The sequence below is a fragment of the Variovorax sp. V35 genome (genome assembly GCF_041154465.1).
GTDB classification, from domain to species: Bacteria; Pseudomonadota; Gammaproteobacteria; order Burkholderiales; family Burkholderiaceae_C; genus Variovorax; species Variovorax boronicumulans.
This window is the reverse complement of the sequence record NZ_AP028666.1, coordinates 2814483-2836124: the sequence shown is the minus strand read 5'-3', so window position 1 is coordinate 2836124 and position 21642 is coordinate 2814483. Positions and strand designations below refer to the sequence as shown.

Annotated in this window: 19 protein-coding genes; 5 read left to right on the top strand and 14 right to left on the bottom strand. The window is 69.8% G+C overall.

Going from position 1 to position 21642, the window contains the following annotated elements:
- Nucleotides 1–4: 4 nt before the first annotated feature.
- Nucleotides 5–1201, bottom strand: coding sequence for an ABC transporter substrate-binding protein (locus tag ACAM42_RS13170; protein WP_369632265.1), 1197 nt, complete (start codon nt 1199–1201; stop codon nt 5–7).
- Between the two features lie 122 nt (nt 1202–1323).
- Here ACAM42_RS13170 and ACAM42_RS13165 point away from each other — a divergent pair, with 122 nt between their 5' ends.
- Nucleotides 1324–2388 carry a PAS domain S-box protein gene (locus ACAM42_RS13165; RefSeq protein WP_095947341.1) on the top strand — a complete coding sequence of 355 codons (1065 nt, stop codon included), beginning with the start codon at nt 1324–1326 and terminating at the stop codon, nt 2386–2388.
- Entirely contained in the window at nt 2385–3017 is a 633-nt protein-coding gene (locus ACAM42_RS13160) for a response regulator transcription factor (protein ID WP_062476788.1), read from the top strand. The genes ACAM42_RS13165 and ACAM42_RS13160 overlap by 4 nt, the downstream gene beginning before the upstream one ends.
- A gap of 18 nt (nt 3018–3035) precedes the next feature.
- Here the strand turns inward: ACAM42_RS13160 and ACAM42_RS13155 are convergent, their stop codons facing one another.
- From ACAM42_RS13155 to ACAM42_RS13130, 6 genes are all read right to left on the bottom strand, one after another.
- Complete coding sequence (locus ACAM42_RS13155; protein ID WP_369632264.1) at nt 3036–4790, bottom strand: carboxylesterase/lipase family protein; 1755 nt, start codon at nt 4788–4790, stop codon at nt 3036–3038.
- A 165-nt stretch (nt 4791–4955) separates the two neighbouring features.
- Nucleotides 4956–5960, bottom strand: coding sequence for a hypothetical protein (locus tag ACAM42_RS13150; RefSeq protein ID WP_369632263.1), 1005 nt, complete (start codon nt 5958–5960; stop codon nt 4956–4958).
- Nucleotides 5957–6709 carry a hypothetical protein gene (locus ACAM42_RS13145; RefSeq protein ID WP_070059483.1) on the bottom strand — a complete coding sequence of 251 codons (753 nt, stop codon included), beginning with the start codon at nt 6707–6709 and terminating at the stop codon, nt 5957–5959. Before ACAM42_RS13145 ends, ACAM42_RS13150 begins: the two co-directional genes overlap by 4 nt.
- A 269-nt stretch (nt 6710–6978) precedes the next feature.
- Nucleotides 6979–7638, bottom strand: coding sequence for an aspartate/glutamate racemase family protein (locus ACAM42_RS13140; RefSeq protein ID WP_369632262.1), 660 nt, complete (start codon nt 7636–7638; stop codon nt 6979–6981).
- A 40-nt stretch (nt 7639–7678) separates the two neighbouring features.
- Complete coding sequence (locus tag ACAM42_RS13135; protein ID WP_369632261.1) at nt 7679–9133, bottom strand: MFS transporter; 1455 nt, start codon at nt 9131–9133, stop codon at nt 7679–7681.
- A gap of 273 nt (nt 9134–9406) precedes the next feature.
- Nucleotides 9407–9943, bottom strand: coding sequence for a peroxiredoxin-like family protein (locus ACAM42_RS13130; protein ID WP_369632260.1), 537 nt, complete (start codon nt 9941–9943; stop codon nt 9407–9409).
- 118 nt (nt 9944–10061) lie between these two features.
- Here ACAM42_RS13130 and ACAM42_RS13125 point away from each other — a divergent pair, with 118 nt between their 5' ends.
- A complete protein-coding gene (locus tag ACAM42_RS13125; RefSeq protein WP_369632259.1) occupies nt 10062–10715 on the top strand; it encodes a TetR/AcrR family transcriptional regulator in 654 nt (217 codons plus the stop codon).
- Nucleotides 10716–10721: 6 nt separating this feature from the next.
- Here ACAM42_RS13125 and ACAM42_RS13120 read toward each other — a convergent pair whose 3' ends face one another.
- From ACAM42_RS13120 to ACAM42_RS13100, 5 genes are read right to left on the bottom strand one after another with little or no spacing between them, the layout of a single operon-like run.
- Nucleotides 10722–11753: an acyl-CoA dehydrogenase family protein gene (locus ACAM42_RS13120; protein ID WP_369632258.1), complete on the bottom strand. Its 1032-nt coding sequence runs from the start codon at nt 11751–11753 to the stop codon at nt 10722–10724.
- 24 nt (nt 11754–11777) lie between these two features.
- Nucleotides 11778–12968 carry an acyl-CoA dehydrogenase family protein gene (locus ACAM42_RS13115; protein WP_369632257.1) on the bottom strand — a complete coding sequence of 397 codons (1191 nt, stop codon included), beginning with the start codon at nt 12966–12968 and terminating at the stop codon, nt 11778–11780.
- A gap of 40 nt (nt 12969–13008) precedes the next feature.
- Nucleotides 13009–13977: a tripartite tricarboxylate transporter substrate binding protein gene (locus ACAM42_RS13110; protein ID WP_159272400.1), complete on the bottom strand. Its 969-nt coding sequence runs from the start codon at nt 13975–13977 to the stop codon at nt 13009–13011.
- Nucleotides 13978–14015: 38 nt separating this feature from the next.
- Entirely contained in the window at nt 14016–16103 is a 2088-nt protein-coding gene (locus ACAM42_RS13105; RefSeq protein WP_369632256.1) for an acetate--CoA ligase family protein, read from the bottom strand.
- Between the two features lie 6 nt (nt 16104–16109).
- Nucleotides 16110–16907: an enoyl-CoA hydratase gene (locus ACAM42_RS13100; protein ID WP_070059491.1), complete on the bottom strand. Its 798-nt coding sequence runs from the start codon at nt 16905–16907 to the stop codon at nt 16110–16112.
- A 90-nt stretch (nt 16908–16997) separates the two neighbouring features.
- On the opposite strand from ACAM42_RS13100, the gene ACAM42_RS13095 reads away from it, so the two are divergent.
- A complete protein-coding gene (locus tag ACAM42_RS13095) occupies nt 16998–17759 on the top strand; it encodes an IclR family transcriptional regulator (protein WP_369632255.1) in 762 nt (253 codons plus the stop codon).
- 24 nt (nt 17760–17783) lie between these two features.
- Here ACAM42_RS13095 and ACAM42_RS13090 read toward each other — a convergent pair whose 3' ends face one another.
- A complete protein-coding gene (locus tag ACAM42_RS13090; RefSeq protein WP_062480494.1) occupies nt 17784–18620 on the bottom strand; it encodes a MurR/RpiR family transcriptional regulator in 837 nt (278 codons plus the stop codon).
- Between the two features lie 159 nt (nt 18621–18779).
- On the opposite strand from ACAM42_RS13090, the gene ACAM42_RS13085 reads away from it, so the two are divergent.
- Nucleotides 18780–20525, top strand: coding sequence for a hybrid sensor histidine kinase/response regulator (locus ACAM42_RS13085; protein WP_369632254.1), 1746 nt, complete (start codon nt 18780–18782; stop codon nt 20523–20525).
- Here ACAM42_RS13085 and ACAM42_RS13080 read toward each other — a convergent pair.
- On the bottom strand, nt 20522–21589 hold the full coding sequence (locus tag ACAM42_RS13080; protein ID WP_369632253.1) for an agmatine/peptidylarginine deiminase: 1068 nt from the start codon (nt 21587–21589) through the stop codon (nt 20522–20524). The genes ACAM42_RS13085 and ACAM42_RS13080 overlap by 4 nt on opposite strands.
- Nucleotides 21590–21642 lie beyond the last annotated feature (53 nt).

Below are 21642 nucleotides of genomic sequence, written 5' to 3'. Positions count from 1 at the left end.
AGCCTCAATGAATGAGCCGCCCTCCGTTTCCGATCATTGAAAGCGTCACCGGATGCGGACGCACCCCGGGATCGTCGCCACTCGACACCGGAATCCCCTCGATCTCACGCCGCAGCATCAGCTTCATGGCGTCCTGCATCGAGCGACGTGGTGAAGCGGCCAGCGCCGTGCGCGCTGCCTCCACCGTCACCATCGCCACCACGTACCCTTCCAGCGAAAAGTAGCTGAACTCGTCGCGGCCCATGTGGCTGCGCATATCCTGCTGGTAGCGCTGCACCAGCGGCGACGTTGCCAGCCGCGGGTTGGGCATGACCTGCGAGATCACCGTGCCGCGCGCCGCCGGCCCCACGCTCTTGGCGAGCACCTCGCCGTTGACGATCGAGAGCATGTACGGCGTCGGCCTCGCAACACCACTCTCTGCCGCCAGCCCCGACAGCAGCTTCACCCCACACGGCGTCACGCACAGCGCGAACAGCGCATCGGGCTTGGCCGCGCGCACGCTCGCGGCCAGCGCGGCGCCGTCCATTTGCGCCAGCGCCACGCCCTGCTGCCCCACGAGTTCGATGCCCGCGCCGCGCAGCGCGACCTCGAGCGCGGCAAAGGCGTCGCGCCCCAGCCCGTCGTCCTGCCAGACCGCGAACACGCGCCGCTGCCGCACCGACACGGCCTGCGCGACCAACTGGCGCACCTCGTCGGCGTAGCTTGCGCGCAGGTGGTAGATGAGCGCGCGCTGCGCGCCGTGCAGCGCCGAGGCACCGGTCATCGCGCCGATCAGCGGCGTGCCCGCCTCGCGCATCGTCGGGTAGGCCGCGTCGATGTGCGAGGTGCCGGCCGACAGGCCCAGCGCGTCGACCTTGTCCTGCACCACCAGCTGGCGGATGTTCTGCGTGTGGCGCTCCACCGAGTAGCCGTCGTCCAGCGCGCGCCACACCAGCTTGTGGCGCCCGAGCAGGCCCTCGCGCTGCACGCGCGCCAGGTAGGCGTCGATGCCGTCCTTCACGTTGCGCCCGGCCTCGCCGAGCGGCCCGCTCAGCGGCAGCGACTGCCCCACCACGATCTCGTCGGCGCGGCCCGGCAGGCCGAGAAAGAGAAGACCCAGAAGCGCAAGCCAGCGGTAGACCATCGTGGTGTCGTCCTTGCCGGCGTCGCCGGCCGTGGGGCAGCCTGAAGCAGGCGGGCCCCGATCTTGGCGGCGCACCATGCGCGGCGGCCATCGGACATTTCCGGCCGGCGCTACGGGGAACCCTGCTGCTCGCAAACCCTCGGGCGCGGCCGTGCGGCGCGGCCCGCGACCTATCATGCAGCGCGCCACCGCCCGCCCCCATGACAGCACCCGCCCGCGAGAGCCTGCAGGACATGCCCTTCGACACCATCGTCGAACAGGCGGTGGCGGGCATCTACGTGATCCAGGACGACCGCTTCGTCTACTGCAACGCGACCTGGGCCGCCATCGTGGGCTACACCGCAGAAGAAATGACCGGCATGTCGCTGGCCGAGATCGTGCCGCCCGACTTCGTGGAAGTCGTGCGCTCGCGCATCCGCATCCGGCTGGCGGGCAATCCGCCGAGCATGCACTTCATCACGCGCGGCCTGCACCGCGACGGGCGCGTGCGCTTCGTCGAGGTCCATGGCTCACGCATCGAGCACCGGGGCCGCCCGGCCGTGATGGGCGTGGGCGTGGACGTGACCGACCGCGTGCGCAACGAAGAAGAACGCCAGCGCTCGCGCGAGCAGCTGCAGGCCCTGGCCGCCTACACCGCCAACAAGCTCGAGGAACAGCGGCTGGCGCTGTCGCGCGACGTGCACGACGTGCTCGGCGGCATGCTGACCTCGATCAAGATGGACGCCACGCGCATCCAGCGCCGCGCCGACAACCCCGAGGTGCAGGCGCTCACGCAGGGGCTGATCGCGCTCACGCAGCAGACCATCGACACGGTCAAGCAGATCTCGGAGGCACTGCGCCCCAGCGCGCTCGACCACCTCGATCTGTCGGTGGCGCTGGCCCATGAGCTGCAGGCCTTCACGCGCCGCTCGGGCGTGCTGCATTCGCTGGACACCGACGCGCCCGCGCTGCGGCTCGCGCCCAAGCAGGCCACCGCGGTCTACCGCATCTTCCAGGAAGGCCTGACGAACGTCCTGCGCCACGCGAAGGCGCAGCGCGTGGACGTGCGGCTGCGCGTGGACGGCGAGCGCCTGCGGCTCGCGCTGCACGACGACGGCTGCGGCTTCGACCCCGACGCGCCCGAGGGCAGCGCGCTGGGCCTTCTGAGCATGCGCGAACGCGCGCGCGAGATCGGCGGCGAGCTGCACATCCACGCGGCGCCCGGCGCGGGCACGCGGCTGGCGCTGAGCGTGCCGCTGCTGCAGCCGGAGAGCGGCCCGGCATGATCGACATCCTGATGGTCGACGACCACACGATCTTCCGCTCGGGCCTGCAGCGGCTGCTGCTCGACGAGACCGACCTGCGCACCACCGCCGAGGCCGGCAACGGCGCCGAGGCGCTCGAGCTGGTGCGCCAGCGCCGCTTCGACGTGGTGCTGCTGGACATCAACATGGAAGGCCGCAACGGCCTGGAGGTGCTGGCCTCGATCCGCGCGCTGCAGCCCGCGCTGCCGGTGCTCATGCTGTCGATGTACGCCGAGGAACAGTACGCGCTGGTCGCCATCCAGGCCGGCGCGCGCGGCTACATCGCGAAAGACGCGGAGCCCGCCGAGCTGGTGCGCGCGATCCGCTGCGTGGCGGCCGGCGGCCAGTACCTGAGCGCGCGCGCCGCCTCGCAGGTCAGCGGCCAGCTCGAAGGCCGCGACGACCGCCCCGCGCACCAGCGGCTCACGGTGCGCGAGCACCAGATCATGCTGATGATGCTCAAGGGCCTGTCGCTCACCGCCATCGGCGACGAGATGCTCATCAGCGTGAAGACCGTGAGCACGCACCGCAGCAACATCCTGGACAAGCTGGGCGTGGCCAGCACGGCGGAGCTGGTGCTCTATGCCGTGCGCCACGGGATCATCCAGTAGATCGATCGCTTCGGAAACTCAGCGTGTGCCGCCGCGCAGCGGGTCGACGGACTCGGGCAGCGCGTTGAAGTCGATCTGCTGGAACAGGAACTCGCGCTGCTGCGGCGACAGCAGCGAATAGCGCGGCCAGAAGAACAGGTAGTCGTCGGCCGACATGCGCGGCTGGTTGTCGAAGACCATGCGCTTGCTGCACAGCAGGCACACGAAGTTGGTCCAGTTGTTCCAGGTCGTCTGGCCGTCGAACATGCGGCTCGGTGCGCCGTAGCGGGCAAAGCTCGCCGCGTGGCCGATGAACTTGTCCGACAGCGCCTTGCGGCTGCCTGCGTTCGCGGAGCTCCAGGCAAAGCGCATGAAGTTCGGCTCGTCGGTCACGAAGTTGCCGAACAGCGCCGCCACGTCGATGCCGTGGAACGCACCGAAGGTGTCCTTCCAGGGCTGCGGCGTGTCGTCCCAGTTGTAGTTGTAGCGGTAGATGTCGCCGTTCTGCAGGCGCAGCACGCGGATCACGTTGTCGATCACGTTGTCCAGCGCGTAGCTGATCACTTCATGCGTCTGCGTGTAGATCGGCCGGAACTCGGGCTTGATCAACTGGTTGAAGGTGACGCTGCCGGGCGCCGCGTAGTTGCTCAGGTTCCACAGCTCCTGCTGCGAGGGCTGGCCCATGCCGAACAGGAAGGCGAAGTACGAGCCCTCGTCGTGCGTGGAGCCGATCATCAGCGGCATCTTGTTGTAGTTGCCCGCCAGCAGGCCGGGCAGCCCGCTCGCGCGGATCACGGTGCCGTCGGTGAAGTGGCCCGGCACCACGGGGCTGGGCGTGAACTTCATGATCTGCGCCGCGCTCGCACCGCGCAGCAGCGCGGCGATGTCGGACTGGCTCATCGTCAGGCGCTGCGCCGCGGCCTGCAGCGTGGTCGAGGCGCGGCCGGTGTCGACCAGCAGGTTGTCGATGAGCGAGTCGGCCGCCAGCGTGCCCACCACCGGCGGGTACGCATTGGGCACGCCCGACATGCACAGTGCGCGGTGGAACTTGCCGTCGGCCAGCGGCGACTGCAGCAGGCCCCAGGTGTTGATGCAGCCGGCCGACTGGCCCGCCACCGTCACCTGCCCCGGGTTGCCGCCGAAGGCGCGCGCGTTGGCCTTCACCCAATCGAGCGCGCGCACGAGGTCCAGCGTGGTGAAGTTGCCCGAGTCGTCCAGCGCGTTGCCGGTCTTCATGGCCGGGTGGTTCAACCAGCCCAGCATGCCCATGCGGTACTGCACGGTGACCACCACCATGTTGGCCTTCTGCGCCAGGTAGGCGCCGTCGTAGGCCGGCTCGCGTGCCGAACCCTTGGTGTTGCTGCCGCCGTGGATCCAGAAGAACACCGGCAGGTTCTCGGCGCTGGAGTTCGGCCGCCACACGTTCAGGTACAGGCAGTCTTCGGTGCCCACGGGCTGGCCGAAGGTGGCCGGGTCGGGCTCGCCGAAGGGGTTGCCGACCTGCGCGCACATGCCGGCCAGCGTGGTCGCGGCGCGCGCGCCGCTCCACGGCTGCGGCGGCTGCGGGGCGCGCCAGCGCAGGTTGCCGACGGGCGGCTGCGCGAAGGGAATGCCCAGGAAGGCGTGCGTGTTGTTGGCCGCGACCTTGCCGTAGATCTGGCCGGCGTCCAGCGTGCGCGTGAGGCTCTGGTTGTAGGCGGCCAGCGCGGGCGCCGCGAGCATCGCGAGCGCCCACAGGGCCGTGGTGCGAAGCAGCAGGCGAACGAGGCCTGCGAGAGAACGGGAGCGGTGCATGGTGGTTGTCTCCTCGAGGTGGATGCGGCGGGCTCTGACGGCCTCGGTCATGCATCGATTCTCGTTAGCACCCTGCCCCGCCCGCCTCGGTGTCATCGCAGGGGGGCGGCAAGAATCCTCCGATTGACATCCGGCCCGCAAAGGGCCATGCAACGCGGGGCGCGGCTACTTGCGCTTCCAGCTCGCCACGGTGATGTACACGCCGGTTTCCTTCGCGTCGCGCAGGCGCACGCTGTAGCGGCCCGCGCCGTCGGCGCCGTTGAAGACGACCTCGCGGCCCTCCTCGTCCAGTGTCGCGCCCTTGGCGAGTTCGCGGTAGGCGTCGACCAGCTTGGCGATCGGCTCGTAGCTGCGCAGCGTGACCTCGGCGTCGGGCAGCCGCGCCTCGGGGCGCTGGGCGCTCTGGTAGGCCGTGCGCATCGGCAGGCCGGCCAGCCCCTTGGGCAGCACGATCTTGCCGGCGCTCGCGGTGCTGTTCACCTCGGCCGTCTGCACCAGCAGCGGATGCAGCGACGCCGGGAAGCCCGGCGGCAGCTGCTCGGCGCGCCAGCCCGGCACGCCCGGCTGGCCGGTGATGTACTCGACGCTGGCGATCTTCTGCGCGGCGGCCACGTCCGCCGGATCGTCGCTGTCGGCCATGGCCGCGAGGAACGACGGCAGCTGCTTGCTCCAGGCCACCAGCGGCACGGCGTCGGCCTGGCTGGCACCGGCACGCTGGAAGACCGACAGCACGGTCTGCGGCAAGGGGTTGCACACCTTGGGGTCGTCGCGCTTGGCAGCCGCGCGGCAGTGGCCGTTGACCAGCCCCACCGCCTGCACGCGGCCGTCGGCGTCGATCAGCATCGCCGCGCGCTCTTCACCATGGCCGCCGCCGCTGACCGACGCGATCACCTGGCGGCCGTCGGGCCACACGGTGCGCGTGACGTCGAACTTCGAGCGCATGCCTTCGAGCAGCTGCTGCGCGATCAGCGTGTCGGGTTCGGTGTAGCTGCCGCGCGCGTAGCCGACCAGGCCGATCACGGCGCTGCGGATGCGCGTCTGCTCGCTGAGGCGCAGCGTGGGCGGCGGCAGTTCGGTCGTGACGGGGCCGGCCGTGTCTTGTGCATGGGCTGCGAACGCGCAGGCGAGCACCAGCGACGCGAGCGCCGCCGGAATCAACTTCTTCTTCATTCGGAAATTTCCACTTCGATGTTCGTGATCGCGGGCATGTCGCGCGGGACCGTCGTGCTGACGGAGAAGCTCAGGCCGTTGCGGCTGCCGGCGATGAAGCCGTCGCTGGACTCGATGTCCTTCAGCGGCGGCGACAGCTGCTTGTAGAACGCCAGCACCTGCTGCGGCGTGTCGACGGTCTGCAGGCGCAGCACGCGCTTGGCCTTGGCGTCGCTCAGCGCGTCCTGCGCGGTGCCGTAGATCAGCGCCTTGGGGTACAGCGGCACCTGCGCGGAGAAGGCCTTGTTGGGCCGCACGATGGGACGCGCCGTGGTGCGCGCGGCGTCCATCGTGACGTACTCGGTCGTGGCGATCTTCTCGCCCACGCCCTCACCGCCCTGCATGCGGTCGGGCACCTGCTGGCTCCATGCGACCAGCGGTTGCGCCTTGGTGCGGTCGAGGCCGGGACGCAAGAAGATCGAGAGCACGGCATGCTGGTCGTCGAGGCAACCGCTCGACGACGAGTCCTTGCCGCAGCTGCGATGCACCAGTGCGGCGGCCAGCACGTCACCGCTGCGGTCGTCGACCAGCACGGCCGCGCGCTCGCCGCCGTCGTAGGGCCGGCGATACGACGAAAGCAGTCGTTGGCCGTCAGGCAGCGCCTGCTGCTTGCGGTCGGGGCGCGAGGCCAGGCCCGAGATCAGCTGCTCGGCCAGCAGGCCTTCGGGCCAGTAGTACGAGCCCGACGCCATGCCCGCGAAGCGCGTCACGGCAAGGTCGAGTGCGGGGGCCTGGGATGTTTCCGGGGCGCGCTCGTGATGCGGCACGAGGACCAGCTGGGGTGTCGCGGTTTGTGCGACGGCGCCGAGGGAAGAGAGAAGAAGAAAAGCGAGGAAAGCGGAACGCGGTCGAAGGTGAGGCATGCAAAAAAGAAAGCGAACGATGCGGCTTGCCCGATGTTTGCGGACAAGTGTGTCGTTTCATTCTAGAAGGCGTTCATTGCCAAAACGCCTTGCCTCTCATCGCCGCGGCGATCGGCTCACGGTGTGACCGCGAGCTTCGAACACAGCAGCCGCATCGCAGCGCCGATCGGTGCGATCACCGGCACCTCGAAGCGCGGCGCGAGCGCGAGCGCGGCTTGTCCGAGCGGACCGCCGCCGATGATCACGGCCTGCGCGCCATCGTCGTCGATGCAGCGTTGCACGGCCTGCGCCAATGCCTCTTCGAGCGCCTTCGCATCGGCCGCGAGCGCACGCGGATCGCCCTGCGTGAGGCGGATGCCGCTGAATTGCGCGCGCAGCCCGAGCGCGGTGGCGCGCGCCTCGATGGGCGCCACGAGATCGGGCGTGACGGTGGCGATGCCGAAGCGGCGGCCGCCCTCGCCCGCCGCGAGCATCGAGGCTTCGGCGATGCCGACCACGGGCACGCCGGCCTCGCGCCGCAGCAACGCCACGCCGGGGTCGCCGAAGGCGCTGACGATCACGCCGTCCCAGCCCTCGCCCGCCGCCGCGCGCCACACCTTCAGCACCTCGAGGGCTGCCGCGTTCAGCTCGTCTTCGTTGACGATCATCGGCGGGCCCTGCACCGCCGTGCGGCCGGTCACGCGGCAACCGACGGGCGCTTCGGCGGACGCGATGCCGACCATCATCTCGGTGGTGGAGACGGAGGCGTTGGGGTTGATGAGCAGGATGTCGGGCATGCGGAAAAACGCTTTCTTTGGAGATCGTTCGGTGCGCGGTTCAGTTCGAGCGGGCCAGCGTCGCACCCGGTGCGCGGTCTTCAGCCTCGGCCTCGCCGGGCAGCGGCAGCGCATCGGGCGACTGGCCGTAGGTCTCGGGCACGCACTGCACGCTGGCCACGAACACCGCGTACATCGCGGCGGCCAGGCCGAACACGCCGACCAGCCCGAAGCTGTCGAACAGGCGGCCTGCCACCAGCGGCATCAGCGCGCCGGCGGCCGTGCCCGTGGCCAGGATGAAGGCCGTGCCGAAGGCGCGCACGCGCGTCGGGTACAACTCGGGCGCGAAGATCCAGATGGTGGTGTTGAGCAGCAGCACGAAGAACTGGAACACCGCGCCCGCAATGAGGATCACGACGATGCTCTTGGCCACGAAACCGATGGTCAGCGCCGCGAGGCAGGCGCACACGGCGCCGGCCGTCAGCACGCGCTTGCGCGGAAAGTGAAAGCCCAGCAGCGAGGCCGCGATGGCACCCAGCAGGCTGCCGCCCTGCATCACCATCGTGAACAGCAGGCTCTTGGACATGCTGTAGCCCAGCGTCACGAGGATGGTCGGCATCAGCGTGAGCACCGAGATCTGCGCGCCGTAGGTCATCCAGATCGTGATGCACAGCGGCACCGTGCGCCGCGCCAGCGCGCCGCGGAAGTTCTCGGTCACGCGCACCTTCGGCCGGCTGGCCTGCGCCAGCGTGCCGTCGTCGGTGATGTATTGCTGGGGCGCCGCCGGCTTGCCCGACAGCCGCCCCGAGGCAAGACGCGACAGCACCGCGTTGGTCTCCTTCACGCGGCCTTGCGACAGCAGGAAGCGCGGCGTCTCGGGGATGTAGCGGCGATAGAAGGCGCCCAGCAGCGCCGGCACCATGAGGCAGGCGAACAGCCAGCGCCAGGCGTTGTCACCGGGGAACATCCAGAACACCAGCAGCCCGAAGCCCGGCGCCAGGAAGTTGCCGAGCCCGCCCGCGCCCACGTTCACCATGCCCACGGCCGTGCCGCGGAACTTGGTCGAGCAGAACTCGGCCAGCATGGTCACGGCAATGGCGATCTCGCCGCCCAGCCCGAAACCCACCACCGCGCGGCCCAGCGCCATCACCGTGAAGTTGGGCGCCATCGCGCAGATGCCCGCGCCGAGCGTGAACAGCAGCAGGTCGATCGACAGCATCACGCGCCGGCCGTAGCGGTCGGCGATGAAGCCCGAAATGATCCGTCCGATGGCCGCGCAGGCAAAGGTGACGGTGTTCAGGAAGCCGATGTCGGAGGCGCTCAGCCCCCACTGCTCGCGCAGCATCGGGCCGACGATGCCGACCGCGTTCTGCTCGAAGGCATCGAACAGGCAGCCGATGAGGATCAGAAAAATGATCGTGTGGTGCGAACGCGTGACGCCGATGGTGTCGAGCGCGCGATCGAGCTCCGCGACTCGGGGCGAGTCGGGCCCGGAGGAGAGTGCAGGTCCAGCCATGGAAAAACCCCTTGAGAAGGAATGAAGTGCTTGCTTGCGCGGTGCAGCCCGGTGTCGCGGATCGCATCGTAGGCGGCATCGCGCCTGAATGGCATATGGATTTCACCTACTTTGAATAGTTGAAATTCAAATTTCATTCAGTTGCGAGCGTTTGCAAGCTTCATGCCGGGTGTTTTTCAGGCCTGGAAGACGGGTTCTCCGGGGTCTGGCTGAAAAGCGGCGCCCGAGCGCACCTGCAGCGTGCGCTGGCGCACCGCAGGCGTGCGCCGCTGTCTAGGAACTCGCCGCGCCGGCCAGCGCCAGCAGCTCGTCGACGTCCCAGTGGTCGTCCGCGTGCCCGCCGTACTTGACGGCGACCACGGTGCCCCGCGCGTCGATGAGCACGTCGGCCGGCAAACCCGTGATGCCGTTTTCCGCCTTCCTGTAGAAGCGGCCCGTCGCGAGCACCCAGCGCAGGCCGCTCCAGAAGACGCGCGGATGCAGGAACGCCAGCCGCGAGGTTTCCACGCCGAAGCGCCGGTAGTGCGCCTTGGCGGGATCGGCCACGCAGTCGAACGGCAGCTGCGCCTGGTACTTGCGCATCTCCTGCGCGGACGAGTGAAAGAGCACGACCTCGCGGATGCCCGCCGCCGCCAGCTCGCCCTGCCTTCGGGCGAAGGTCAGCAGATGGAAGTTGCAGACCGGGCAGCCCGCGAAGCGGCGAAACTGCAGGTGGACCCAGCGCGAACCGGCGTCCGGCAGCTGCAAGGGCTTTCCGTGGATCGTTTCCAGGGCCGTGGCGGGCACCACATCGCCGGGCGAGAACTTCATCGAGGGTCCTTGAAGAAGGGTTGCGAAGACGCCGGGCCGGGTGGCTGGAAAGCGTCTTCCTTTTTTAAGTACACTGTACGTTTATTACTTTACAACCTCTTCGAGAACGGAGTCAAGCGTGGGACGTCCCGCCAAATTCACCCGTGAACAGCTCCAGCAGGCCGCGCTGGCGCTGGTCGACGCGGACGGCCTCTCCGGCCTGACCATGCGCGCGCTCGCTGGCCGGCTGGAAACCGGCGCGATGACGCTCTACAACTACGTCTCGCAGCGCGAGGAGCTGGAGATGCTGGTGGTCGAGGCGGTGCTGGGCAAGGTGCGCTGGGAGACCGACGACCGCCTGCCCTGGCACGAAGCGCTGGAGGACATCGCGATCGCGCTGTGGCGCGTGATCCGCGACCATCCCCATGTGATTCCCCTGATCCTCACGAAGCGCAGCCGCTCGCCCGCGGTGTTCGAAGTGACCGAAGCCCTGCTGCGCACGCTGGCCCAGAGCGGCCGCAGCGGCGCCCGCCTGCTCGTGGGTTTTCGCGCCGTGTCCGCGCTCATCATGGGTGCCGCGCAGGCGGAGCTCGCCGGGCCGCTCACGCTGCAGGCCGACGAATCGCCCGACGACACGATCGCGCGCTTCCAGGCGCTGCCAGCGGACCGGTTTCCGCACCTGATCGAGATCGCCACCGCCGCCACGGCCAGCGATGCGGAGACCGAGTTCCGGGCGAGCCTGTCGCTGCTGATCGATGGCCTGCGCGCGGACGCTCCTGCGGCGCAGGCCTGAAGCCGCTCAGGCCAGGGCCAGCACCTCGACCTGGTCCAGCGCGCGCGACGCGCCGCCCAGGCGCGTCGCCAGGTGCTGCGCGCGCTTCAGGTACAGGTGCGCGTCGTGCTCCCAGGTGAAGCCCATGCCGCCATGCACCTGGATGGCCGTGCGCGTGGCCTGCTGCGCGCCTTCGATGGCGGTGAACTCGGCCGCGGCGCAGGCAAAGCGCCAGTCGGGCAGGCCGCCGTCGAGCGCGGCAGCGGCGTAGCGCACGGCCAGGCGCGCGTTGTCCACGCCCATCCACGAGTTGGCGAGCTGGTGCTTGATGGCCTGGTAGCTGCCGATGGGCTTGCCGAACTGCACGCGCTCGCGGGCGTAGGCGCTGGCAAGGTCGAGTGCGGCCTGCGCGACGCCCACGAGTTCCGCCGACAGCGCGACGCGGTGGGCGGCGCGCACGCGGGCACGTGCTTCGGGGGCGATGGGCAGCGTCTCCCATGCGAGTGAAGGCGTGGGAGCCGCCGGCGCTTGTCGCAACGTGGGATCGAGCGCATCGGATGCCGCGCCCTCGGGCATCGGCCGCAGCGCGACGCGCAGCGGCACGGTGTCGTCATGCCAGCCCTGCACCACCACGAGGTCCGACGCCTGCCCTGCGTGGTCGATCCAGCCGCCACCGTCCGCGATGCAATGGAAGGCGCGCTCACCCGCCATCGCCGCGCGCACCCAGTCGCGCAACGCATCGGGCGGTGCGTCGCCACACGCCTGCAGCCACAGCGGCAACAGCACGGCGCTGCCAGGCAGCGGCAGGTTCAGCAGTTGCTGGCCTGCGGCCTCGGCCACGATGCAGGCCTCGCTCATGCCGAGCCCCAGGCCGTCGTGCGCCTCGGGCACCAGCAACGCCATCCAACCCATGCCGGCCATGTCGGCCCACAGCGACTGCTGCGTGGCATCGGTCCAGGGCAAGGCGTGCCGTGCGCGCACGAGCGGGTGGTGGTCGGCGAAGAAACGGTGGGCCGACGCGTGCAGCATCTGCTGCTCGTCGTTCAATGCGAAATCCATGGCGGGTCGTGTCGTCGTCTTCAATCAGTTCTTCGGCAGGCCCAGCATCTGCTCGGCCAGGATGTTGCGCTGCACTTCGGAGGTGCCCGCCAGGATGGTTTCGGCGCGCGTCCACAGGTAGTCGCGCACCCAGGCCGCGGCCTGCGGGTCAGCGCCCGTGGGCTCGGGGCCGGCCAGCGCGCGCTCGTCCAGCACTTCCATGGCGGTGGCGAGCAGCTTCTGGTGCGACTCGCTCCAGTGCAGCTTGGTCGACGAGCCCTCGGGCCCCGGCGGCCCGCCGCGCATCGCGTGCGTGAGCGCGCGGTACGACTTGAGCTTGAGCACATGGCTGTCGACCGCCAGCCGCGCGAGGTCGCGCCGCAGGTGCGGGCAGTCGAGCGCGGGGCGTCCGCCCCTTTGCACGCTGGCCGCCAGCCGCGTGAGCGCACCCAGCTCCTGCGTGAAGCGCACCTGGCGCGGAATGAAGTAGGTGCCGCGCTCGAAGCTCGCGGCCGCCATCGCCAGGCGCCAGCCGCCGTTCTCCTCGCCCACGAGCGCATCGAGCGGCACCTTCACGTCCTCGAAGAAGACTTCGTTGAAGTCCGACTCGCCCGTGATCTGGCGGATGGGCTCCACGCGCACGCCGGGGCTCTTCATGTCGACCAGCAGGAAGCTGATTCCCTTGTGGCGCGCGGCCGCGGCGTCGGTGCGCGCGAGCACGAAGCAGTGGTCAGCAATGTGTGCGAACGAGGTCCACACCTTGTGGCCGTTGAGCACGTAGTGGTCGCCGCGCCGCTCGGCGCGCGTGGACAGCGCTGCGAGGTCGGAGCCCGCGCCGGGTTCCGAGTAGCCCTGGCACCAGATCTCGCGGTTGCTCAGGACTCCCGGCAGGTAGCGGGCCTTCTGCGCCTCGCTCGCGAAGTGGATCAGCGTGGGCGCCAGGATGCCGTGGCCGATGATGTTCACGCCCAGCGGCGCGCCGATGCGGGCCTGCTCCTCGTGGAAGATGGCCTGCCGCGTGAGCGGCCAGGCCTTGCCCCCGTGTTCCTCGGGCCAGCCCAGGCCCGACCAGCCGGCCTGGCACACGTGGTCTTCCCAGGCGCGGCGCCAGGTCAGTTCGTTGGCGTCGGGCGCGCCGCCGGGCCATGCCGCGACGAAGCGCGGATAGTGCGTCTCGAACCAGTCGCGCAACGTGAGGCGGAAGGCTTCGTCTTCGGCCGAATAACCCACTTGCATGCTTGTCTGCTTTCTCGTTCTTGCGTGGTGATGACTGCGGTCAGTCCGCTTTCGCGCCCGAGTCTTTGATGACCTTGGCCCACTTGACGATGTCCTTGCGCAGGAAGGCGGCGAACTCCTCGGGCTTGTTGCCGATGATGTCCAGGCCCAGGCTGCGGAACTTGTCCTTCACCTCGGGTTCCTTGAGCACTTCCTGCAGCTCGTCGTGCAGCTTGTTCACGACCGCTGCAGGCGTCTTGGCCGGTGCGACCACGCCCAGCCACGGCATGGCTTCGTAGCCGGGCAGGCCCGACTCGGCGACCGTGGGCGTGTCGGGCAGCGACTGCGAACGCTGCGCCGTGGTCACGGCCAAGAGGCGCACCTTGCCGTCCTTGATGAAGGGGCCCGAGGACGCGTACGCGTCGAACATCACCTGCAGCTGGCCGCCGATCATGTCGGTGAGCGCGGGCGCGCTGCCCTTGTACGGGATGTGCTGCATCTTCACGCCGGCCACGCTGTTGAAGAGCTCGGCCTCCAGGTGCGTCGACGTGCCCGCGCCCACCGAGCCGTAGTTGGCCTTGTTGGGGTTGGCCTTGAGCCAGCTCACGAGCTCGCCCACGTTCTTGGCCGGAATGCTCGGATGCACCACCAGCACGTGCACCACCGAAGCCACCTGCGAGACCGGCGCGAAGTCTTTCACCGGGTCGTAGTTGACCTTGCTGTACAGGCTGGGCGCGATGCCCAGCGACGAGGCCGCGAGCAGCAGCGTATGGCCGTCGGGCGCGGCCTTGGCCACGTACTCCGAGGCGATCATGGTGCCGGCGCCGGGCTTGTTCTCCACCAGCACGGGCTGGCCCAGGCGCTTGTGCAGCCGCTCGGCGAGCAGGCGCGACATGATGTCGGCCGCGCCGCCGGGCGAGAACGGCACGACGAGCGTGACCGGCTTGGTCGGGTAGGTCTGCGCCGCGGCGGGGCCGCCCGCGAGCGCGGCGGCGGCCAGGGCCACGCAGGCCAGTGCTTTCTTGAACATGGGATGTCTCCTGTCTCTGTCGATGGTTGTGGTTGTGTCTACGAAGCCAGGACCAGCGCGTCGAGCGCGCGCACGCCCTGGCCCTGTTCCTTCACGAGCAGCGGGTTGACTTCGACCTCGTCTGCCTGTTCCTGCAGCGCCAGCACGGCGCGTGAAAACCCGGCGATGGCGCGGCACGCGGCCTCGACGTCGCCCAGCGGCCGGCCGCGATACCCCGTGAGCAGCGGAAAGGCCTTGAGCTCGCCCAGCATGTCGCGCGCCATGGCTTCGTCGACCGGCAGCACGCGGTGGCTCACGTCCTTGTACAGCTCGGTGAGCACGCCGCCCAGGCCCACGGTCAGCGTCATGCCGAACACCGGGTCGCGCGTGGCGCCGAGGATGAGCTCGGCCTGCCCTGCTTCCATCTTCTGCAGCAGCGCGCCGGCGATCTGCGCCGTGGGCGCATAGGCGCGCGCCGAGACCATCACCTCGTCGAAGGCCTTGCGCACCTCTTGTGCATTGCCGAGACGCAGGCGAACGCCACCGGCCTCGGTCTTGTGTGCGATGTCGGCACTGAGCACCTTCAGCACGACCGGAAAGCCCAGCCGCTCGGCCACGGCCGCGGCTTCGTCCGCCGTGCGCGCCACGGCCTCGTCGACCGGCTGCACGCCGAACTCTGCGAGGTAGCGCTTGGTGGTGTGCTCGTCGGCCCGCCCTGCCAGCGCGGCGCGCGCGGGCGCGGGCTGGCTGCGCACCTGCAGCCAGGGGTTGTGCTTGCGCCGCTCCTGCCACAGCAGAAAGGGCGACAGCGCCGACACGGCCACGCCGATGTCCTCGAACACGGGCACGCCGCCCGCGCGCAACTGCTCGCGCGTCTTCGCTGCACCGGTGTCGATGGCGACGATCAGGCGCGGGTGCTTGTCGGCCACGGCGCACAGGTCGTCGGCCATGCGGTCGAGCATGTAGCCCGGCGCGTAGACCACGATGGCGTCGATGGCGTCGGACACGGCCAGCGCTTCCATCGCGGTGCGCACGAAGCCGGGGTCGTTCACCACGTTGCCCGTCACGTCGACCGGGTTGGAGACCATGCCGTAATCGGGAATGCCGGCGCGCAGCTGGTCCTGCAGCGGCTGCGGCAGCGTGGGCACGTCGAGCCCCTGCCCGATGAACTTGTCCGCCAGGATCGCGCCCAGCGCGCCCGAGATGGTGATGATCGCCACGCGCTTGCCCGCGCTGCGGTGCCGGTAGCCGGCCAGGTGCGCGAGCTGCGCCATCTGCGCGAAGTCGTGGCTCTGGATGATGTTGAGCTGGCGAAACGCCGCCTGGTAGATCTGCTGGTCGCCCGCCAGCGCCGAGGTGTGCGAGCGCACGGCCTCGGAGCCCTTCTCGGTCTCGCCGGCCTTGTAGAGGATGAGCAGCTTGTCGCGCCGCACGAACTCGGCCGCGGCCTCCATGAAGCGCGGGCCGTCGCGCAGCTCCTCGATGTAGCCGATGCCCACTTCGGTGGCGTCGTCCTGCGCCAGGTATTCGAGGTACTGCGCGAAGTCCACGCAGGCTTCGTTGCCGGTGTTGATGAAGTGGCTGAAGTCCACGCCCAGCCGGCGCGCAATGGCGTACACCGCGGCGCAGACGTTGCCGCTTTGCGTGAGCAGGCTCACGCGGCCCGGGCCCTGCTGCATCGGCGCGGTGCTGAACACCGAGGCGAAGTTGGTGTGGGCCTGCGTGTTGAGGTTGGCAAAGCCCATGGCGTTCGGGCCCGCGACCACCATGTCGGTGGTGGCCACGAAGGCCTCCAGCTCGGCCTGCAACGCGGCGCCCGCGTCACCGGCTTCAGCAAAGCCCGCTGCATACACGATGACGGCGCGCACGCCGCGCGCCTGGCAGCGCTTCAGCATCGGCGTGACCTCGCCCGCGGCCAGCGCGAGCACCACCAGGTCGGGCGCGGCGGGCAGCGCTTCGAGGTCGGGCCAGCAGCGCAGGCCGAAGACTTCTTCGTACTTCGGATTGATCGGGTAGATCGCGCCCCGGTAGCCGAATGTCGTGAGGTGCGCGAGCGGCATGCCGCCGATGCGCGCGGCATTGCCGCTGGCGCCGACCACGGCGATCGAGGCCGGGTTCAGCAGGGGTTCGAGACGGTGCAAGGTCATCTTCGTTCAGGCGGAGGCGGGGTTCTTCTGGATGGCCGAGGCCAGGCCGCGGTCGCGGGCCGTGAGAAAGCCCTCGCTCAGGTGCGAGAGCTGGTGCGTGTCGAAGTGCGCGGCCAGCGCGGTGCGCAGGCCCTGCGCATCGAGCGTGCGGTTGATCGAGCGCTTGATCAGGCGCAGCCCGAACGGCGGCGCCTTGGCGATCTGCTGCGCGAGCGCCAGCGCGGCGTCGGCCAGTTCGGCATCGGGCACGACGCGGTTCACCATGCCGATGGCATGCGCCTCCTGCGCCGACAGCTTGCCGCCGGTGTAGAGCATTTCCTTGGCCTTGCGCGCGCCCATCACCCACGGGTGGATCAGCACTTCGGTGGCCGCCGCGCCGAGCGTGTGGCCCACGGGGTCGCTGAAGAAGGCCGACTCGCCCGCGACCACCAGGTCGCACATGTTGGCGATCATGAAACCGCCCGCCACGCAGGCGCCCTGCACCTGTGCGATGGTGGGCTTGGGAAAGTCCCAGATGCGCATCGAGTAGTCGAAGTAGCGCAGCTCTTCGTAGGCCCAGCGCTCTTCCACGGTGAAGTTCGCGCGCTCGGCCTGCGCCTGCTTGAGGTCGTGGCCGGCCGAGAAGTGCGCGCCCTTGCCGCCGAGCACCACGGCGTTCACCGTGTCGTCGCGCGCGGCGTCGTCGAAGGCGGCCATGAGCTCGTCCAGCATCTGCTGGCTCTGGGCGTTGCGCTGGGCATCGCGGGCCAGCAGGATGCGGCGCACGGCGCCGTGGTGTTCGATTTCGAGGGTGTCGTACGCCATCGTGTGTCTCCGGGTCTGTGTCTGGGGCGGGGGCAGTTTAGACTTCTAAATTCCTGCATCCCAAACATTACCTTCCATTTCTCCCACTATATGGACGAACCCAGAGAGACCGCCGGCGCCCAGAGCCTGCGGCGCGCCCTGCAGCTGCTGCGCCTGCTGGCCGAGCACCACGAGGAAGGCATCAAGCTCACCGAAGTGATCGCCGCCTCGGGGCTGGAGCGCTCCACCGTGCACCGCCTGCTGTCGTGCCTGGCCGAGGAGCAGTTCGCCGAACGCGACCCCGACGGCAAGGCCTACCGCCTGGGCATCGACGCCATGCAGCTGGGCTTCGCCTCGATGCGCCGCGTGCCGCTGGTGGACTCGTGCCGCGCGCTCATGCAAAAGCTCGCGCGCATGTCGGGCGACACCGTGTTCCTCGTGATCCGCCAGGGCGACTACTGCGTGTGCCTGCACCGCGAGGAAGGGCACTTTCCGGTGAAGGTGTTCACCACCGACGTCGGCGGGCGCCGCCTGCTGGGCTTGGGCGCGGGCGGGCTGGCGCTGATGGCCGAGCTGTCTGACGCCGAGATCGACCGCATCCTCGAGCGCCACACCGCCGAGTACGCGCAGGCCGGCTTCACCCGCGAGCGCATGAAGCAGGCCGTAAAGCGCACGCGCGCGGCGGGCCATGCGGACATCGTGGACACGCTCACCGAAGGGGTGTCGGGCGTGGGGCGCACGTTCGCGGCGTCGGCCACCACGCTGGCGGCGATCAGCTTCGGCGCCATCACGCCGCGGCTGCCGCCGGCGCGCAAGAAGGAGATGGCGCAGTTGTTGAAGGCGCAGTTGCCGCGCAACGAAGCGGCGAAGTAACCGGCGCGGGAGCCGCGCGGCCTCTTACAGCTCGCCGTTTTCCTCGTGCCCCAGCTCGATCGCCGCCAGCCGCTTGCGCCCGGCCGAGCCGGCGGCTTCGATCACCATCGTGGCGATCAGGTCGCACACGCCCATCACGGCCGCGTGGTTGTCGAGCAGCCCCGGGCCGCGGCAGTCGCATTGCAGCGACCAGGTGGCACCCGCGAAATCGGGCGAGGCGCGATCGCTGATGTAGACGATCTTCGCGCCGACGCGCTGCGCGCCTGCGAGCAGGGTGTCGAGCTGGCGGGTCTGGCGGCGCGTGCCGAACACGATCACGCAGTCGCGCTCGCCCAGCCCCGCCAGGTGCTCGGCCAGCGTTTCGCCGGGGCCCGGAATGGCCGTGACGCGCGGCACCACCTGGATGATCTGCCAGCGCAGGTACAGCGCGAACGCGTGGCTGCTGCGCGTGCCGAAGATCAGCACCTGCCCCGCGCCGATGATCGCCTTCACGATCTCGGCCATCTGCTTGTCGCTCAGGCGCTCGAAGGTGCTCGCGAGGTTGGCCTGCGACTGCTGGAAGTGCGTGGCCACGAGGTGGCCGCGCTTGGAGGCTTCGGTGGCGTTCTGGAACAGCGGCGAGCCGGTCTGCTTTTCTTCGCGCACCTGGCGCCGCGCCTCTTCGTAGTTCTCGTAGCCGATGCGCCGGATGAAGCGGCTCACCGTGGAGGGCGACACGCCCGCCAGCTCCGCCAGTTCATTGCCCGCATAGCTGGCCAGCTCGCCGGGAAACTCCAGGACGAAATCGGCAAGCTGGCGTTCGGTTGCGGACAACTGGTCGAGCTGGCTGCGAACGCGGCGGACGAAGGAATCGGCGGACATGGGTAGGTGGTGGAAAGCGGCGCACGATGATGCCATGCACCTGCGGCACACCGGGCAAACGCACGCATTGGACTAAAGTCCCATGACGCCCCCCACGCCACGCGTTACCTTGGGATCGCCACCTTCGGCGATCCCACCTCCCCCACCCGCCACACACCGATGAGCGCCACCCCACCCACGACGCCCGCCGACCCCGTCTTTGCCGCGCGCATGGCTGCCTTGCGACGCAACTTTCCGTTCTCGCTGCTCGGCGTGATGCTCACGGCGGGGCTGGTGGTGGTGGCACTGTGGGGCGCGGTTGCGCACGAGCAGTTGCTGGCCTGGGTCGGCGCCAACGCGGTACTCACCGCGGCGCGCGCGTGGCAGGTGGCGCGCTACCGGCATGCCGAGCACGACCCGGGCGCGCTGCGGCGCTGGCGGCGCGGCGCGATGGTCGGCGCGGTGCTCGGCGGGTTGTTGTGGGGGCTGCCGCTCGCGAGGTGGATGCTGCAGGTGTCGCTGCCGCAGCAGATGTTCATCGTGGTGGCGATGCTCACCATGGGCACGGGCGCGATCTACGCCTACTGCATCGACCTGGGCCTGCTCTACGGTTTCCAGGTGACGTACTTCGCGCCCGCGATCCTCGCGATGGCCACGCTCGACGACGTGCTGCTGCGCGTGATGTCGGCGGCCGGCGTGCTCTACCTGTTCGTCACGCTGGCCTTCGCGCAGCGCATGTACCGCACGCAGGTCGACTCGCTCGAGCTGCGCTTCGAAAACCTCTACCTGCTGCGACAGCTGCGCCTGGAGAAGGACGCGGCCGAGCGCAGCGACCTCGCCAAGTCGCGCTTCCTTGCCGCCGCCAGCCACGACCTGCGCCAGCCGGTGCATGCGCTGAGCCTGTTCGTGGGCGTGCTGCGCGGGCAGGCGCTGCCGGCGGCGAGCCGGCACGTGGTCGACAGCATCGGCCGCGCCGCCGCGGCGATGGGGCTGCTGTTCGAAGGCCTGCTCAACATCTCGCGGCTCGACGCGGGCGTGGTGCGCGTGAAGGCGCGGCCGTTTGCGCTGGCGCGCCTGCTCGACCAGATCCAGCTGGAGTTCGCGCCGCAGGCGGCGGGCAAGACGCTGTCGCTGCGCTTGCGCGCGGGCGATGCGGTGGTGCACTCCGACCCCGCCCTACTCGACCGCGTGCTGCGCAACCTGGTGGAGAACGCGATCCGCTACACGGCGCGCGGCGGCGTGCTCATCGGCTGCCGCCGCGCGGGCGCCGACGCGCTGCGCATCGAGGTGTGGGACACCGGCCCCGGCATTCCGCCCACCGAGCAGGAGCAGGTGTTCTGGGAGTTCCACCAGCTCGGCAACCCCGAGCGCGACCGCACCAAGGGGCTGGGCCTGGGCCTGGCCATCGTGCGCCGCACGGCCGCGCTGCTGGGCCATCCGCTGGCGCTGCGCTCGCGCGTGGGCCGGGGCACGGTGTTCTCGGTGACGGTGCCGCTGGCGCGCCAGGCGCTGCCCGCGCCCGAGGCACCGCCTGCGCCGCTGCCGGCCGACACCGGCCGCCTCGTGCTCGTGGCCGAGGACGACGGCGAAAGCCGCCTGGGCCTGCAGCTGCTGCTCGAAAGCTGGGGCCTGCGCGTGATCGCGGCCGAAGGCGGCGACGAGCTGCTGGCGCTGGCCGCGCGCCAGCCCGGCAAGCCGGCGCTCATCGTCAGCGACTACCGCCTGCGCGCGGGCGAGACCGGCATCGACGTGGTCGACCGCCTGCACGAGGAATACAACGACGACACCATTCCCGCGCTGATCGTGAGCGGCGACACCGATCCCCGGCGCCTGAGCGACGTGGCGGCACGCGGCTGGCAGATGCTGCACAAGCCGGTGGACCCGGCACAGCTGCAGGCGACGGTGTCGCAGCTGATCGCGCCCTAGAAGCCGCGCGCGGCCAGGCGATTCCCCCGCATCGGTTGCTGCTGCGTGGAGCAGTGCACGGCGCCGCCGCCCAGCGAGATCGCATCGATGGGCAGCAGCTCGACGCGGCGGCCTGGGAACGCACGCGCGAACACCTCGCGCGCCTGCGCATCGCGGGGCACGCCGAAGGCGGTCGAGATCACCGCGCCGTTGACGAGGATGTAGTTCGAATAGAGGTCGCAGAAGCGCGCGCTGCCGTAGTTGTGCGCGTCGCGCGGCACGGGCAGGTCGAGGAGCTCGAAGCGACGGCCGCACGCATCGGTCGCCAGTTCGAGCGCGCGGCGGTTCTCCTGCATCGCGCGAAAGTAGTCGCCCTGGTCGGGGTCGGCCGCATTGAAAAGAATGCGGGCCGGCGCAATGAACGACGCGATGCCGTCGATGTGGCCGTCGGTCTCCACCTCGGCCGCATGGCCCGGCAGCCAGACGATCTTCTGCACGCCCAGCATGCGCCGCAGCTCGGCCTCGATCTGCGGCTTGCGCAGGCCCGGGTTGCGGTTCGGGTGCAGCAGGCAGCTCTCGGTGGTGAGCAGCGTGCCCTGCCCGTCCACGTAGAAGGCGCCGCCTTCGAGCACCATGTCCGAACGCACCAGCGGCACGCCGGCCAGCGCGGCGATGTCCGCGGCGGCGCGCTGGCAGCCGTCGTGCGGGTGGTACTTCTCGCCCCACGCGTTGAAGCGGAAGCCCACCGCGGTCTGGCTCACGTGGTGCGCGTCGACGAGGAAGATCGGACCGCAGTCGCGCAGCCAGTTGTCTTCGGCCGCGATGGGCACCACGCGCACCTGCGGGCCGCAGACCGCGCGGGCCGCGTCGGCCAGCGGTGCGTGCGCGGCCACGATGCAGCGCTGGTAGCGCGCGATGGTGCGCGCCAGCAGGCCGAACGCGCGGCAGACCGCGTCGTAGTGCGCGCCCCACAAGGTTTCGCGGTGGTCGAGCACCGGCCAGCCCAGCCAGGTGGCGGCCATCGGCTCCCATTCGGCGGGCATGTGCAGGCCGGCGCGGCGGGCGTCGAAATCGTTGGAAATCAAAGGGTCCTTCAGAAGAATTTGCAGAGACGCCCACTCTGACTTGAATTCCTTCG

What these genes read in the sequence shown, in the direction of transcription:
- ACAM42_RS13130 (WP_369632260.1), bottom strand. Translation starts at nt 9,943, where the DNA reads ATGAAGTTCTCGCCCGGCGATGTGGTGCCCGCCACGGCCCTGGAAACG.
- ACAM42_RS13140 (WP_369632262.1), bottom strand. Translation starts at nt 7,638, where the DNA reads ATGCCCGACATCCTGCTCATCAACCCCAACGCCTCCGTCTCCACCACC.
- ACAM42_RS13120 (WP_369632258.1), bottom strand. Translation starts at nt 11,753, where the DNA reads ATGGATTTCGCATTGAACGACGAGCAGCAGATGCTGCACGCGTCGGCC.
- ACAM42_RS13095 (WP_369632255.1), top strand. Translation starts at nt 16,998, where the DNA reads ATGGACGAACCCAGAGAGACCGCCGGCGCCCAGAGCCTGCGGCGCGCC.
- ACAM42_RS13160 (WP_062476788.1), top strand. Translation starts at nt 2,385, where the DNA reads ATGATCGACATCCTGATGGTCGACGACCACACGATCTTCCGCTCGGGC.
- ACAM42_RS13105 (WP_369632256.1), bottom strand. Translation starts at nt 16,103, where the DNA reads ATGACCTTGCACCGTCTCGAACCCCTGCTGAACCCGGCCTCGATCGCC.
- ACAM42_RS13110 (WP_159272400.1), bottom strand. Translation starts at nt 13,977, where the DNA reads ATGTTCAAGAAAGCACTGGCCTGCGTGGCCCTGGCCGCCGCCGCGCTC.
- ACAM42_RS13090 (WP_062480494.1), bottom strand. Translation starts at nt 18,620, where the DNA reads ATGTCCGCCGATTCCTTCGTCCGCCGCGTTCGCAGCCAGCTCGACCAG.
- ACAM42_RS13115 (WP_369632257.1), bottom strand. Translation starts at nt 12,968, where the DNA reads ATGCAAGTGGGTTATTCGGCCGAAGACGAAGCCTTCCGCCTCACGTTG.
- ACAM42_RS13100 (WP_070059491.1), bottom strand. Translation starts at nt 16,907, where the DNA reads ATGGCGTACGACACCCTCGAAATCGAACACCACGGCGCCGTGCGCCGC.
- ACAM42_RS13155 (WP_369632264.1), bottom strand. Translation starts at nt 4,790, where the DNA reads ATGCACCGCTCCCGTTCTCTCGCAGGCCTCGTTCGCCTGCTGCTTCGC.
- ACAM42_RS13150 (WP_369632263.1), bottom strand. Translation starts at nt 5,960, where the DNA reads ATGAAGAAGAAGTTGATTCCGGCGGCGCTCGCGTCGCTGGTGCTCGCC.
- ACAM42_RS13170 (WP_369632265.1), bottom strand. Translation starts at nt 1,201, where the DNA reads ATGGTGCGCCGCCAAGATCGGGGCCCGCCTGCTTCAGGCTGCCCCACG.
- ACAM42_RS13165 (WP_095947341.1), top strand. Translation starts at nt 1,324, where the DNA reads ATGACAGCACCCGCCCGCGAGAGCCTGCAGGACATGCCCTTCGACACC.
- ACAM42_RS13085 (WP_369632254.1), top strand. Translation starts at nt 18,780, where the DNA reads ATGAGCGCCACCCCACCCACGACGCCCGCCGACCCCGTCTTTGCCGCG.
- ACAM42_RS13135 (WP_369632261.1), bottom strand. Translation starts at nt 9,133, where the DNA reads ATGGCTGGACCTGCACTCTCCTCCGGGCCCGACTCGCCCCGAGTCGCG.